Genomic DNA, 13,870 nt, shown 5'->3' with positions numbered 1-13,870 from the left:
GCATGACCCGTCGGGCACATTCGCGCGACAAACCCCGCATCACCAATCCTCCTTCACGGCGCGCACTGCATCCACCGACACGGCGCCGCGTCCCGCGATCACCGCCGTCGAACACGACGAAGCGAGCATCACCAACGCAACGGTGCCCAGCGCCGTCCATGGCACGTGTAGCGACATGCTCCAATGAAACGACTGCGGATTGACGACGAACACCAGAATCAGACTGATCGCGAACCCAAGAAAAAAACCCATCGCAATGCCGCACGCGGTAAGCATGCCGCCTTCGAGCGCAAGGATGGCGAGCACCTGCGAGCGCGTCACGCCCACATGCCGCAGCATGCCGAATTCACGCGACCGCGCGAGCGTCTGCGCGGAAAATGTCGCCGCCACGCCGAACAATCCGATTACGATAGCGACCGCCTCGAGAAGATAGGTGACAGCGAAGCTGCGGTCGAAGATCACCAGCGTGCGCGCGCGGATATCCCCAGGTTGCGACAGGTCGAGCGATGCGCCGAACGGCAACGCGCGCAACCCTGCGACGACGCGCTCGATGCTCGTCCCCGGTTGAACGGTGATGGCCACATCGGTTGCATTCGTGTCGTGGGTCAAGCGCCGGTAGTCGGCGAGCCGTATCTGGATCGCGCCGGTCTGCCGCACATAATCGCGCCATACGCCGGCCACCACGAACACGTGGCCGCGTTCGCCAAGCGGCAATTGAACGCGCTGTCCCAGCTTGTATCCATACAGATCGACCATCGCTTCGGATACCCAAACAGGTGTTTCGCCCGCGTGAAGTTCGGCGGGCGGCAGAACCGCTCCGGTCATCTGCAGAATCGCGCCAGGGTCGGCTGCGTCGATCTCGCGCGCGAGCACGGCGATGTCAGGCCGCGCAGGGTCGAGTGTGAGATGCGAGGTGCGGGCAAATGCGGCGGTTTTGACGCCGGGCACGGCCGCAAGACGGCTTTGTTCGTCCAGCCGCAAACCGCCGGTGTCGCCGTTCGGCGCCACCCGGACATAGAGATCGGCGGAGAGCAGATGAACCAGCCAGTCTTCGACGGAAACGCGGAAACTGGCCACCATGATGGCCATTGCGACGATCAGCGCAAAGCTCGACAGCACGCCGCCCATTGCGATCGACGCGTGCCCCGGCGCATTCGCAAGCCGCGCAAGCGCCAGCGTGCCGGCCGCGCCGGCGCGGCTTCGCGCTGACAAAGCCCTGCTCGCCGCGCCGAAGATGAGCGCAGTGATGCGCGGCATCAGCGCAATGCCGCCGACCAGCAGCAATGCGACGGCCAGATAGCCGCCGATCGGCGCGTCGAACAACGGCGGCAACTGCGTGAGCACGGCGGCGCTCAGCAGGCATAGCAAGGCGGGCCACGGTGTGGCGAGCCGCGCCAACGCGCCTTCTTCGGCGCCTGCCTTGAGCGCGGTGGCGGGCCGCGCACGCGCGGCTTCCAGTGCGGGGGCGAGACTGCCCAATACCGATACGGCGAGCCCGAGCATCAGAAACAACGCGCTTGCCAGCGGTTCGAAGCCGACTTGCGGCTGCACGCCGGGAAAGTAGCCGCCGCCCAGGTCGCTGCCGAAAAAATGCAGCGCGCCGCTCGCCATTGCATAGCCGAGCGCGAGTCCCGCAAGCGAACCGAGCAGACCCAGTAACGCGCCTTCCATCAGAATCTGGCGTAACAACTGGCCACGCGTCAGGCCGAGCACGCGCAGCATGGCGAACTGCGCGCGGCGTCGCACGACGCTCAACGCCTGCGTCGAGAAGACCAGAAACGCGCCCGTGAACAACGCCACCAGCGCGAGAACATTCATATTGATCCGATACGCGCGCGAGAGGCGATCGGTGCGGCTTTCGGCATCGCGGGTTTCCGAAATGGCCCACTGGCTGCCGAGCCGCACTTGCAGATCACGCCTGAAGCGTTCGCGGTCGACGCCGCGTTCGAGCTGCACGTCGACGCGCGACAGCTTGCCCACCTTGCCGAACTTCCACTGCGCGGCGCCGATATCCATGACCGCGAGGCGCTGACCCGGCCGCGTTCTCGCGATGCCCCCGGCCACGCGAAAATGCACGATCGAGGTGCCGCTTCGCAGCGCCACCTCGTCGCCCACTTTCACCTTCAACCATTGCTGGGCCGCGGTCGAGAGAAACACGGTATCGGCCGCGAGGGTATCGAACGGCCGATCCGGCGACGGCACGCCGAGCAGATCAGGCGCAATACGGCTTGCCTTGAACACGTCGATGCCGAGCACCGGCAATGCCGCGTTCCGGTCGGGCACGGTGACGTCGAGTGCGAGCACGGGGCTCGCCAGCGCGACGCCGGGCGCGTTCGCGAGCAGCGGATAGATGGCTTCGTCGGTAAACGGTTGTGCGCCGCGCACCTGCAGATCGGCCTCGCCCGACAGACTGCGGGCCGCCGCGGAGAATTCGTTGAAGGCCGCGCTGTTGATCAACTGCACGGCGTAACCGAGCGCGACGCCCAACGCGATCGTCGCGATTGCAACCAGGGCGCGTGAGCGATGACTGCGCCATTCGGCGCCCAGCAGCCAGCGCGCGAGAACATGGTGTCCTCGCAAGCGCAGCAGAGAACGGGAATCAGCGGACATCATCGGCGGAAGGCGCGCGAGTACGGGAGCCGAAAGTCAGGGCCGTGGCGGACGCGGCATGCAGGCCGCCGTCGCTCAGAATCAGGATGCGATCGGCAACGGCCGCGGCGGCTTCCGAGTGCGTCACCAGGATCGTGGCCGCGCCGGTTGCCTTGCTTTGCGCGCGGAACAGGCCAAGCACCTCATGCGCGGTATCGGGATCGAGGTTGCCGGTGGGTTCGTCGGCGAGAATCAGTTTCGGGCGATGCACGAGCGCTCGCGCGATAGCGACACGCTGCAGTTCGCCGCCCGAGAGTTGGCGCGGAAAATCGTCGCCGCGTCCGCCCAGCCCGACCGCCGCGAGCATGTCGAGCGCGGCGGCCGTAGGCAGTTCGTTGAGCAGCAGCGGCAGCGCCACATTCTGCGCAAGCGTCAGATGCGGCAGCACGTGAAACGCCTGGAAGACAAAGCCGAGTTTCTGCCGGCGCAGGCGCGTCGCCGCGTTGTCGTCCAGCCGCGAAACGGCGCTGCCGTCGACGATCACGTCGCCGCTATCCGCACTGTCGAGGCCGGCCACCAGATTGAGCAGCGTCGATTTGCCGACGCCGGAATCGCCCATGATCGCGACGAACTCACCCGGTCCGAGTGTGAAGTCCAGTTGCGCCAGTACGATGCGGCCTGCGCCGTAGCTCTTGCTGAGTCCGCGGCACTCGAGCGCGGGAACGACGCCTTCGTCACGAAGCATGCGGTTTCCGAAAAGTGTGGCCGGCGGGGGCGGCGTCCGGACAGGCGAAAAAGCGGCGCGCTCGTGGACGAACATCGGCCCCTGAATCGCCGAAGTATATTCGGCTTCTGTAAGGCACGCAGAAGCTTGGCGCACGTGCTGGGCCTGGCCTGACAGATGAACCGCTGGTCAGATGTGGTCGAATTTTTTGAGAGCCGCGCGCCGGATTATCTAGAGTGCTCGATCAAAAAAATTTTCTGCCCGTGGGCAAGCAAAATTTTTTGCGGACGTTCCAGATTGGCGACTCCGCCCGCACAATGCACCGGCATGTTCGATTGCAGTTTGAGATGCGCGCTTGAGCATTCACGCAAGAGTTTCTATCTGACCCATAACTGCGCGCTTTTTCGCACAAAATCCACCGCGATCTGAATGCGTTCGTCCGTTTGTGCAGGCGCACATTTTCATCCATTTCGCAAGAGCAGGCGTGGCAAGAGTGCATTGCGCGGCGTCTTGCAGCGTTGTTGCGCTGCAAAAGTTTTCTTATCTTGGTAATCTCCCAGCCTTGGTCATCTGACTGCGGGTAAACGTGTAGCGGCCAACCCCGATTGCACGTCAAATCTCAGCGAAATCCAGCCTACATATCCACTTCAATGCTTTCGTTTTTGAAGGCGTTGATGCGGCGTTTTGTACTTCAAGTTTTCGATAGAGCACATGCCATTGCCTCTTCTTAGCCTTCTCATCTGGATCCCTATTGTCGCCGGTCTGGTCATTTTGCGTGCCGGATCCGACGCGGCACGTAGTCGCACCCGGTGGCTTGCGCTGATCGGCGCGGTTGCGGGTTTCCTGCCGGTGATTCCGCTGGTGTCGAACTTCCGCAACGACGTCACGTCGATGCAGTTCGTCGAGAACGTCCGCTGGTCGCCCACGTTCGATATCGCCTGGCATGTGGGGGTGGACGGGATTTCGCTGTGGCTCGTCGCGCTGACCGCGCTCACCACGATCATCATCGTGGTCGCCTCGTGGGAGTCGATCACCGAGCGGACCGCGCAGTACTTCGGCGCGTTCCTGATGTTGTCGGGTTTCATGCAGGGCGTGTTCACGTCGCTCGACGGCATGCTGTTCTTCATCTCGTTCGAAGCCACGCTGATTCCGCTCTATCTGTTGATCGGCACGTGGGGCCAATCGAACCGCTCGTACGCGGCAGTGAAGTTCTTCTTCGTGTCGTTCCTCGGCTCGTTGATGATGCTGATGTCGATGCTGTATCTGTACAGCCAGACGCACAGCTTCGATCTCGCGCTGTGGCGTGAGACGCACCTCGGCACGTGGCCGCAGGTCCTGGTCTTCCTTGGTTTCCTCGCCGCCTTCGGCGTGAAGGTGCCGATGTGGCCGCTGCACACGTGGCTGCCGGACGTCCACCTCGACGGTCCGACGGGCGCCGCCGTGATGATCGGCATGCTGAAGCTGGGCGGCTACGGTCTGCTGCGTTTCGCGTTGCCGATCGCGCCGCAGGCCAGCCACTTCTTCGCGCCGATGATGATCACGCTCTCGCTGGTCGCGGTGATCTATGCGAGCCTGCTGGCGCTGGTGCAGACCGACATGCGCCGCCTGCTGGCGTATTCGACTGTCGCGCACATGGGCCTCGTCACGCTCGGCCTGTTCGTGTTCAACCGCATCGGCCAGGCCGGCGCGATCGTGCAGATGCTGTCGTACGGCGTGGTGTCGGGCGCCATGCTGCTGTGCACGGGCATGCTCTACGACCGCACCAAGACCGCCTCGATCGCCGAATACGGCGGTGTGGCCAACACCATGCCGCGCTTCGCCGCTTTCGTGATGCTGTTCTCCATGGCCAACATCGGCCTGCCGGGCACCTCGGGTTTTGTCGGCGAGTTCATGGTGTTGATGGGGGCGATCCGTTTCAATTTCTGGATCGGCGCAATGGCGGCCACCACCCTGATTCTGAGCGCGGCCTACACGCTGTGGATGTACAAGCGCGTGATCTTCGGCGCGATCGCCAACGCGCGCGTCGCCAACCTCAAGGACCTCGGCAAGCGCGAGTTCGTGCTGCTCGGCGCGATGGCGCTGCTGGTGCTCGCTATCGGCATCAATCCGAAACCATTCACGGATGCGATCGATCCGTCGGTCGGCACGCTGCTGGCGCAATCGGAACGCTCGGCTCATCCTTCGGACGCCGCGCCGGCCGATGGCGGCGAGCACCTGCAAGCTGCCGTGCCCGCACCCGCGGTCGTGGCGACCCGCTCGCCGGGTTGATCGAACGGAAGTACTGAGCAGGCGCAGCATTCGCGCTGCGACTGCTGCTTCAGCAACGCGTTTTTTACTTATGGATCAAGTCTCTTTGCACGCATGACGCGCAACGCGGGTAGTCAGCCCGCGTTGCGTTTTCGCGCTTGTTTAAAGGGGTTTTTGCAGTTCGTCGAAACTTCGATACCCCGCCACGGGGCCTTGCAGAGTTCATCTGTGCGCACGCATGCGGCAACATGTCGCACGGTGCTGCGACGCAATAGATCGTTGCTAAATCGAGTGTTTATTACGGTCGAACGTCCCCCTATTATGCGAGCGCTTACTATTGGAGAGCGGTCGAATGACGTTCGTTGAAGACGTACAAAAGAGGCAATGGATATGAAAGGAAAGACTCTACGGGGGTCGGCGGGTTTCCTTTCCGGCAGCCTCGTGTTGTTGCTCTCGGGTTGCAGCAACCTCGATATTCTGAATCCGAAGGGGAGTGTGGGTCTTGCGGAACGTCAACTGATTGCGACGTCCACCTGGGCCATGCTGATCGTGGTCGTTCCGGTGATTGCGCTCACGCTGCTGTTCGCGTGGCGCTACCGTGCGTCGAACAAAGACGCCGACTACCGTCCGGGCTGGGTGCATTCGACCGGTATCGAAATCGCCATCTGGACGATCCCGACGCTGATCATTCTGTTCCTCGCCGTGTTGACGTGGAAGACCACGCACGAACTCGATCCGTACAAGCCGCTCGAGTCGCAGGTCAAGCCGATCAACGTCGAAGTCGTCGCGCTCGACTGGAAGTGGCTGTTCATCTATCCGGACCTCGGCATTGCGTCGGTGAACCAGCTGGCGTTCCCGGTCGGCACGCCGGTGAATTTCACGATCACGTCGGACACGGTGATGAACTCGTTCTTCATCCCGCAACTCGGCGGCCAGATCTACGCGATGGCGGGCATGCAAACGCGCCTGCATCTGATCGCGGACGAAGCCGGCAACTACGCGGGCACCTCGGCGAATTTCAGCGGCAAGGGTTTCTCGGACATGAAGTTCCGTGCGCTCGCCACCTCGCCTGAGGAGTTCAATGCATGGGTTGCGAAGGTACGCGCTTCGTCGGACAACCTCAGCATGGACCGTTATCACACGGTATCCGCGCCGACCGAGAAAGAGCCCGTGCGCTACTTCTCGACCGTCGATCCAAAGCTCTTTCACAACATCATTGCCCGATACAACAACGGTAACGTCCTCGACAACATGAAGGACGCCAACTGTGCGCCACAGGGTAAGGGGTAACGCATGTTCGGAAAACTCTCACTAGACTCGATTCCGTACCACGAGCCGATCATCATGGTGACGGCCGCGATGATCGCCATCGGCGGCGCGACGGTCCTGGGCCTGATCACCTATTTCGGCAAGTGGCGCTATCTGTGGACCGAGTGGCTCACGTCGGTGGACCACAAGAAACTGGGCGTGATGTACATCGTCGTTGCCTTGATCATGCTGTTCCGCGGCTTCGCGGACGCAATCATGATGCGTTTGCAACAGGCGCTCGCTTATGCGAACCCGGGCTACCTGCCGCCGCATCACTACGACCAGGTGTTCACGGCGCACGGCGTCATCATGATTTTCTTCATGGCGATGGCGTTCATGATCGGCCTGATGAACATCATCGTGCCGCTGCAGATTGGCGCACGCGACGTCGCGTTCCCGTTCATCAACTCGCTCTCCTTCTGGATGACCGCGGTCAGTGCGATCCTGATCAACATCTCGCTGGTGATCGGTGAATTCGCGCAAACCGGCTGGCTGGCTTATCCGCCGCTTTCCGAGCTGCAGTTCAGTCCGGGTGTGGGGGTCGACTATTACCTGTGGAGTCTGCAGCTCTCCGGTATCGGCACCTTGCTGACCGGTGTGAACTTCTTCGCGACGATCGTGAAGATGCGCGCGCCGGGCATGACGTTCATGAAGATGCCGGTCTTCACGTGGACCGCGCTCTGCACCAACGTGCTGATCATGGCCTCGTTCCCGATCCTGACCGTGACGCTCGCGCTGCTGGGTCTGGACCGCTATCTCGGCATGCACTTCTTCACGAACGACGGCGGCGGCAACGCCATGATGTACCTGAACCTGATCTGGGCCTGGGGTCACCCCGAGGTGTACATCCTGATCCTGCCGGCGTTCGGTATCTTCTCGGAAGTCGTGGCGACCTTTGCGAAGAAGCCGCTGTTCGGCTACAAGACGATGGTGTGGGCGACCTGCGCGATCATGGTGCTGTCGTTCCTCGTGTGGCTGCATCACTTCTTCACGATGGGTTCGGGCGCTGACGTCAACGCGTTCTTCGGTATCGCCACCATGGTGATCGCGATTCCGACCGGCGTGAAAGTGTTCAACTGGCTGTTCACGATCTACAAGGGCCGTCTGACGTTCACTCCGCCGATCCTGTGGACCATCGGTTTCATGATCACCTTCACGATCGGTGGCATGACCGGCGTCATGATGGCGATCCCGGGCGCGGACTTCGTGCTGCACAACAGCCTGTTCCTGATTGCTCACTTCCACAACGTGATCATCGGTGGCGTGCTGTTCGGCTATCTGGCCGGCTTCAACTACTGGTTCCCGAAGGCGTTCGGCTTCAAGCTGAACGAAAAGCTGGGCAAGGCATCGTTCTGGTTCTGGCAGATCGGTTTCTGGGTCGCGTTCACGCCGCTGTACGTGCTGGGCTTCATGGGCATGACGCGCCGTATCAACCACTATGACAACCCGCTGTGGCACCCGTGGCTGATTCTGGCCGCGGGCGGTGCGGCGCTGATCGCTATCGGTATCGCTTTGCAGGTGGCGCAGATCGTCGTCAGTATCCGCGATCGCAATCTGCCGCAGAACCGCGACGTCACGGGCGACCCGTGGGATGGCCACACGCTGGAATGGGCGATGAGCTCGCCGCCGCCGGTCTACAACTTCGCGATCATCCCGACGGTGCACAAGCTGGACGCGTTCACCGACATGAAGTCGCGTAAGGACACGCAAGCGAAGCCGGTGTATCGCGACATTCACATGCCGTCGAATACGTCGGCGGGTGTGATCGCCGGTCTGTTCTCGCTGGTGCTCGGCTTTGCCGGTGTCTGGCACATCTGGTGGCTGGCCATCATCGGCCTGGTCGGCGCGATCGGCACTGTGATTGTCTACAGCTTCCAGAAGAACGAAGGCTATTACATCCCGGCCGCCACGGTCGCGGCGATTGAAGAGAAACGCTCCGGCGCTGGTGCGCAGGTCGCGTTGGAGGTGGATTGATGTCAACCAAGACTATTGACGTAGGCTCGCATCACGACGCGGACCACGTACCGTCGCAATCGGTATTCGGTTTCTGGCTGTATCTGATGACCGACTGCATCATCTTCGCGGCGCTGTTCGCAGTGTTCGCGGTGATGGGCCACCAGTTCGCGGGCGGTCCGAGCGGCAAGGATCTGTTCGAGATTCCGGGCGTCGCGCTCGAAACGACGATGCTGCTCCTGAGCAGCATCACGTACGGCTTCGCGATGCTCGGCGCGCACAAGAAGAAGAAGGGCGCGCTGCTGTTCTGGCTCGGCGTGACCTTCCTGCTCGGTCTCGCGTTTCTCGTGCTGGAACTGCGCGAGTTCTCGCACCTGATCGCCGAAGGCGCCGGCCCGAGCCGTAGCGCGTTCCTGTCGTCGTTCTTCACGCTGGTCGGCACGCACGGTTTGCACGTTACGTGCGGCCTGATCTGGATGGTGGTGCTCGCCATTCAGGTGATGAGCCATCGCGATCTGACCGAACGCGACATGATTCGCCTGACGTGCCTGAGCCTTTTCTGGCACTTTCTGGACGTCGTGTGGATCGGCGTCTTCACCTTTGTCTATCTCGCGAGCGTGATCTAAATGGACCATAGCCATAACGCCCACGCAGGTGAAAGTCACGGCAGCATCGGCAGCTATACGACGGGCTTCATTCTCTCCGTCGTCCTGACCGTCGCCGCTTTCGGCCTTGTCATGACCGGCACGTTGACGGGCGAGAACGCGTTGCTCGCGATCGCGGGCCTAGCGCTCGTGCAGATCGTCGTGCACCTAATTTTCTTCCTGCATCTGAATACGTCGTCGGAGCAGCGCTGGAATGTGATGGCGTTTGCCTTCACGCTGCTGACCGCGGTCATCGTGATCGGCGGCACGTTGTGGGTCATGCACAACGTCAGCATGCACATGATGTCGCGCTAGACCAGCGAACTGACTGCTGAAAAAACGGAGCCCTGCAAGGCGCAAGTCTTGCGGGGCTTTTTTCTTGGCGGACCGAAACGCGCTATCCGCTTGAGCGCCCTCGATGTTGACCGAACCGGGGAAGCCGCGTTAGGATCGTTTCCATGATCGCTTCTATCCTTTCCCGTCCGCATTCTTTGCGCGCATGCTGTCACAGCCTGCCGAGGGGAGCTTGCGTCTAGCGAGTCGATCTGCGCACGTCCGCATCCCTGAGGCCACCCGTCACACGACCGGTGGCCTTTTTGCTTTTGAACACCAGCGCCTGGAGACATGACATGCCGCTTCGCCTCTATGACACCTGGTCGCGCGCCGTGCGCGAATTCACGCCGATTCATCCCGATCGCGTCGGCCTGTATTGCTGCGGCCCGACGGTGTACGACCACGCGCATATCGGCAATCTCCGAACCTACGTATTCGAAGACGTGCTGCGGCGCGCGCTGGCGCTGAACGGATACAACGTTCGACACGTGGTAAACATCACCGACGTCGGCCATCTCGTATCCGATGCGGACGAAGGCGAAGACAAGATGGAGAAGGGCAGCCGGCGCACCGGCGAATCGGCGTGGGCGATCGCCGGGCGGTACACGGCGGCGTTCATGAACGACTGGCGCGCGCTCAATCTGCTCGAGCCTGCCGCGTGGTGCCGCGCGACCGATCACATCGCGGAGCAGATCGACTTTATCGCCGAACTGGAGCGCAACGGCTATACGTACCGCACGGCCGACGGCATCTATTTCGACACCAGCCGTCAGGATGACTACGGTTATCTGGCGCGTCTCGATGTGGCGGGCTTGCAGGCCGGCAAACGTGTCGCGCCCGGCGAGAAGCAGCGCGCGACCGACTTCGCGCTGTGGAAATTCAGTCCGCCCGGCGCCATGCGGCAAATGGAGTGGGACAGTCCGTGGGGCCGCGGCTTTCCCGGCTGGCATATCGAGTGCTCGGCGATGTCGGCGAAGTATCTGAGCCCATGGTTCGACATTCATTGCGGCGGCGAAGATCACATTCCCGTGCATCACAGCAACGAGATCGCGCAAACCCAGGCGCGCCATGGCACGCGCCTCGCGAACTTCTGGATGCACGGCCATTTTCTGTTGCTGGACGCCGGCAAGATGTCGAAGTCGGGCGGCGATTTCGTGCGTTTGCAAACGTTGATCGAGCGTGGCAACGATCCGCTCGCGTATCGCTATTTATGCCTGAGCGCGCACTACCGCAGCAGCTTGCGCTTCAGCGAGGCCGCGCTGGATGCAGCGCAAGCCGCGTTGGACCGCTTGCGCAGAAGCTATGTGCAGTGGCCGCAAGGCGGCACGCCGGACGCGCCGAGCGTGGCGCGCTTCAAGGCGGAGGTCGATCACGACCTGAACCTGCCGCGCGCGCTCGCGGAGCTATGGGACGTGGTCAGAAGCGATCTGCCGGTGGCGACGCGAAGGGCCACCGTCGATTGCTTCGATGCTGTGCTGGGATTGCGCCTCGCCGACTGGCAAGACGATGACGCGGCCGCGATTCCAGAGGATATTGCGGCGCTGGCGGACGAACGCGAGCAGGCACGCGCCGCGAAGCAATGGACCGAAGCGGACCGTTTGCGTGACGTGTTGACGGCGGCCGGCTGGCTGGTGGAAGACAGCGCGAGCGGCCCCGTGCTGCGGCAACGCGACAAAGGGAAATAGCGCGACAGACCGGCAGACAGACAGACGGACAGACGCACAGGCGGACAGACGCACAGGCGGACAGACGGCACGGCGGCAGCGTTCAGGCTTGCGCAACCGCCGCGCCGTTTTCCAACGGGCCGTGCCGGCACACTACAGCGGCACCACCTTCGGTTCCGAGTGCGAAGGCAGCTTGTCGAACGGGAAGTACACCGGGCCACAACCGAAGTGAACCGGCGGACATGCATCCCAACCGCGTCGGATGAGCGCGGGCTGTTCCAGGCCGCCGCAGCCGGAAGGTGCTTCACGTGTCAGGTAGGCAATGCCGCCGCGAATCGATAGCGACGCCGTGCGGTCGAGTTCGTCGATGCGGGCCAGGTCTTTGAGGACGAGCGTTTTCATGGTGGATCTCCAGCGGAGTGAGTGGATCGAGGAGAGCGGAAAAGTGCCGCACTCAGGCCTGTTGATCGCACACACCATGCCATGGGCGGCAAAGCGGCGTGCCGCTTGCTTCTCCGCCGTTTTCCCGAGCAAGTGTGATGGAGATCGGCCAACTGGGCGCAAGGCGATGTCGGCAATTCGCCGACATCCGTCCGCCCGTTATGCAGTGGTGAAGCTCGCTGAAAATCACGTCACAATGGACCGTCACCGTGAATCGTGCGCATTGCGCGCCGGTTCACCGAATCTCGTCAGCAAAGAAAGGAAAACACATGAGCCAGTTCAAAGCCGTCGAATATTCAGCGGCGTCGCCGCAAGTCAAAGCCGTCTACGACGATATCAAGCAAACCCGTCAGGTCGACGATGTCAACAACTTCTGGAAGTACATCGCCCAGCATCCACCGACCCTGGCGCGTACATGGGGCAGTCTGAAAGACGTCATGGCGCCGGGCGCGCTCGATCCGCTCATCAAGGAACTGCTCTACGTCGCGGTGAGCGTGACGAACAACTGCGGCTACTGCGTGGCGAGCCACACGGCGGCAGCGCGCCGCGCCGGCATGACCGACGAGATGTTCGGCGAATTGCTCGCGGTGGTGGGCATGGCCAACGAGACGAACCGGCTGGCGGTGGGATATCGCGTGCCGATCGATCCGGCTTTCGAGTAAGCGCCGCAGCTGGCGCGATATTCAGTGCGATACGCCGCGCCACCCCGCCAGCAAGGCGGGCAACGCGTCCATGGCTCTGAACACATGCGCGGCACCCGCGCCATGCAAGGCGGTCGCGCTGCTGTGGCCGAGTTCGAGCGGACAATAGCCGAACACGGTGGCGCCCGCAGCCACGCCCGCGGCCGCGCCTGTGACCGTGTCCTCGATCACCGCGCAACGGCGCGGGTCCACGCCCAGCGCTGCGGCAGCGGCCAGATAGACGTCGGGAAAAGGCTTGCTGCGAGGCATTTCGTGACCGCTGAAAATGCGTCCTTCGAAGCAGTCGAGAATCCCCGCCTTGGCTAGCTGCATCTCCACCTTGATACGATCCGCGCCGGACGCCACCGCGATGTGGCCATTCAGCGCCGCATGAAGCGCGCGCACCGCATCCGGCGCGCCGGGAATCGCAACGAGTTCGATATCCAGCGCCGCATTGCGGCGCGCGCGAAACTGCGTGAGCCAGTCTGTCGTGATCGCGAAGCCGGTGCGCGCTTCGATCAACGCGGCTTCGTCCCGCACGGCCTTGCCGACGAAGATACGCATCGTCTCTTCCACGCTCAAGTGCCAGCCCAGCTCGCCGAGCATGTCGGTGAGCACGCGGTTCGTGATGGGTTCGGAGTCGACGAGCACACCGTCGCAGTCGAAGAGTACGGCGTCGAAGGGGAAATCGGCCATCGGGCAGGATACGCATAGGGTTCGCGGAACCGGCAAGGATACCTCACCGGCTCGTGCGCCGCAGCGCAGAGGCCACGCGGGCAGCCCTTGCGCCAGGGCCGGCAGGGCAGTCCCTGTACCTGTCGCGCGACAACGCGGGAATGGCTGCGACCCCCGCGCCTTGCGTTTCATCGCAGTTCTTCCCCACATCCTTCTTCCCTTTCGAATTTTCCACACAGCCTGCAGCGACGGATTTTTGCCGCTGCTGCGTTCAAGAAGAAACGGAGCCGTTTCCGGCCTCGGCTTTTTGTCGGAGAAGCCAGCATCACATCCACCAAACCGGCTCGCCTGCTCGCCGCCATGCTGACCGTAGCCCTGACCTGCGCCGCCACGTGCACTGCGGCGCCGGCCTTCGCACAGGCGGTGAGCGTCGCGCCGGTGGCGCCGCCGCCGCGCGTCGAAGCGGTGGCGGCGCCGCTCGCCGGCTGTGTGGTGTACCCGGCGCGGCCGGCCTGCTATTGGCCGGCGGGCGTCGTATATTGATCGCCGTGTGCATGGTAAGACGTGTCGTCGCTGTCCGCGCGCCCCATTCGAGCCGGTGCGCGCACAACC

General features: G+C 62.7%; 12 protein-coding genes. 8 read left to right on the top strand and 4 right to left on the bottom strand.

Annotated features, from left to right (window positions below; translation table 11 throughout):
• Positions 1–39: 39 nt before the first annotated feature.
• Positions 40–2,613, bottom strand: a complete 2,574-nt coding sequence (locus RI103_RS26825) for an FtsX-like permease family protein (RefSeq protein WP_409076992.1) — start codon at positions 2,611–2,613, stop codon at positions 40–42.
• Positions 2,600–3,334 (bottom strand): ABC transporter ATP-binding protein, encoded by a 735-nt coding sequence (locus RI103_RS26820; RefSeq protein WP_310815482.1) that lies wholly within the window; start codon positions 3,332–3,334, stop codon positions 2,600–2,602. Before RI103_RS26820 ends, RI103_RS26825 begins: the two co-directional genes overlap by 14 nt.
• A gap of 690 nt (positions 3,335–4,024) precedes the next feature.
• On the opposite strand from RI103_RS26820, the gene RI103_RS26815 reads away from it, so the two are divergent.
• From RI103_RS26815 to cysS, 6 genes are all read left to right on the top strand, one after another.
• Complete coding sequence (locus RI103_RS26815) at positions 4,025–5,581, top strand: NADH-quinone oxidoreductase subunit M (protein WP_310815480.1); 1,557 nt, start codon at positions 4,025–4,027, stop codon at positions 5,579–5,581.
• A gap of 369 nt (positions 5,582–5,950) precedes the next feature.
• Complete coding sequence (gene cyoA, locus RI103_RS26810; RefSeq protein ID WP_310815479.1) at positions 5,951–6,850, top strand: ubiquinol oxidase subunit II; 900 nt, start codon at positions 5,951–5,953, stop codon at positions 6,848–6,850.
• A gap of 3 nt (positions 6,851–6,853) precedes the next feature.
• The gene (cyoB, locus tag RI103_RS26805) at positions 6,854–8,842 is read left to right on the top strand and encodes a cytochrome o ubiquinol oxidase subunit I (protein ID WP_310815477.1); all 1,989 of its coding nucleotides are present in this window, start codon (positions 6,854–6,856) and stop codon (positions 8,840–8,842) included.
• Complete coding sequence (gene cyoC, locus RI103_RS26800) at positions 8,842–9,447, top strand: cytochrome o ubiquinol oxidase subunit III (protein ID WP_310815476.1); 606 nt, start codon at positions 8,842–8,844, stop codon at positions 9,445–9,447. The genes cyoB and cyoC overlap by 1 nt, the downstream gene beginning before the upstream one ends.
• Positions 9,448–9,780: a cytochrome o ubiquinol oxidase subunit IV gene (gene cyoD / locus RI103_RS26795; RefSeq protein ID WP_012426887.1), complete on the top strand. Its 333-nt coding sequence runs from the start codon at positions 9,448–9,450 to the stop codon at positions 9,778–9,780.
• 314 nt (positions 9,781–10,094) lie between these two features.
• Positions 10,095–11,483 carry a cysteine--tRNA ligase gene (cysS, locus tag RI103_RS26790; RefSeq protein WP_310815474.1) on the top strand — a complete coding sequence of 463 codons (1,389 nt, stop codon included), beginning with the start codon at positions 10,095–10,097 and terminating at the stop codon, positions 11,481–11,483.
• A gap of 132 nt (positions 11,484–11,615) precedes the next feature.
• On the opposite strand, the gene RI103_RS26785 is transcribed toward cysS, so the two are convergent.
• The gene (locus RI103_RS26785) at positions 11,616–11,864 is read right to left on the bottom strand and encodes a hypothetical protein (RefSeq protein WP_310815473.1); all 249 of its coding nucleotides are present in this window, start codon (positions 11,862–11,864) and stop codon (positions 11,616–11,618) included.
• 308 nt (positions 11,865–12,172) lie between these two features.
• On the opposite strand from RI103_RS26785, the gene RI103_RS26780 reads away from it, so the two are divergent.
• Entirely contained in the window at positions 12,173–12,565 is a 393-nt protein-coding gene (locus RI103_RS26780) for a carboxymuconolactone decarboxylase family protein (protein ID WP_310815471.1), read from the top strand.
• Between the two features lie 21 nt (positions 12,566–12,586).
• Here RI103_RS26780 and RI103_RS26775 read toward each other — a convergent pair whose 3' ends face one another.
• The gene (locus tag RI103_RS26775) at positions 12,587–13,279 is read right to left on the bottom strand and encodes an HAD family phosphatase (RefSeq protein WP_310815470.1); all 693 of its coding nucleotides are present in this window, start codon (positions 13,277–13,279) and stop codon (positions 12,587–12,589) included.
• 339 nt (positions 13,280–13,618) lie between these two features.
• Between RI103_RS26775 and RI103_RS26770 the strand changes: the two genes are divergently transcribed.
• Positions 13,619–13,801 (top strand): hypothetical protein, encoded by a 183-nt coding sequence (locus tag RI103_RS26770; RefSeq protein ID WP_310818638.1) that lies wholly within the window; start codon positions 13,619–13,621, stop codon positions 13,799–13,801.
• Positions 13,802–13,870 lie beyond the last annotated feature (69 nt).

The organism is Paraburkholderia sp. FT54, from assembly GCF_031585635.1.
Taxonomy (GTDB): domain Bacteria; phylum Pseudomonadota; class Gammaproteobacteria; order Burkholderiales; family Burkholderiaceae; genus Paraburkholderia.
Note: the sequence above shows the minus strand (reverse complement) of the source record. Positions and strands in the feature narration are given on the sequence as shown.

What these genes read in the sequence shown, in the direction of transcription:
- cyoD (WP_012426887.1), top strand. Translation starts at nt 9,448, where the DNA reads ATGGACCATAGCCATAACGCCCACGCAGGTGAAAGTCACGGCAGCATC.
- RI103_RS26780 (WP_310815471.1), top strand. Translation starts at nt 12,173, where the DNA reads ATGAGCCAGTTCAAAGCCGTCGAATATTCAGCGGCGTCGCCGCAAGTC.
- RI103_RS26825 (WP_409076992.1), bottom strand. Translation starts at nt 2,613, where the DNA reads ATGATGTCCGCTGATTCCCGTTCTCTGCTGCGCTTGCGAGGACACCAT.
- cyoA (WP_310815479.1), top strand. Translation starts at nt 5,951, where the DNA reads ATGAAAGGAAAGACTCTACGGGGGTCGGCGGGTTTCCTTTCCGGCAGC.
- cyoC (WP_310815476.1), top strand. Translation starts at nt 8,842, where the DNA reads ATGTCAACCAAGACTATTGACGTAGGCTCGCATCACGACGCGGACCAC.
- RI103_RS26775 (WP_310815470.1), bottom strand. Translation starts at nt 13,279, where the DNA reads ATGGCCGATTTCCCCTTCGACGCCGTACTCTTCGACTGCGACGGTGTG.
- RI103_RS26770 (WP_310818638.1), top strand. Translation starts at nt 13,619, where the DNA reads ATGCTGACCGTAGCCCTGACCTGCGCCGCCACGTGCACTGCGGCGCCG.
- cysS (WP_310815474.1), top strand. Translation starts at nt 10,095, where the DNA reads ATGCCGCTTCGCCTCTATGACACCTGGTCGCGCGCCGTGCGCGAATTC.
- RI103_RS26820 (WP_310815482.1), bottom strand. Translation starts at nt 3,334, where the DNA reads ATGCTTCGTGACGAAGGCGTCGTTCCCGCGCTCGAGTGCCGCGGACTC.
- cyoB (WP_310815477.1), top strand. Translation starts at nt 6,854, where the DNA reads ATGTTCGGAAAACTCTCACTAGACTCGATTCCGTACCACGAGCCGATC.
- RI103_RS26785 (WP_310815473.1), bottom strand. Translation starts at nt 11,864, where the DNA reads ATGAAAACGCTCGTCCTCAAAGACCTGGCCCGCATCGACGAACTCGAC.
- RI103_RS26815 (WP_310815480.1), top strand. Translation starts at nt 4,025, where the DNA reads ATGCCATTGCCTCTTCTTAGCCTTCTCATCTGGATCCCTATTGTCGCC.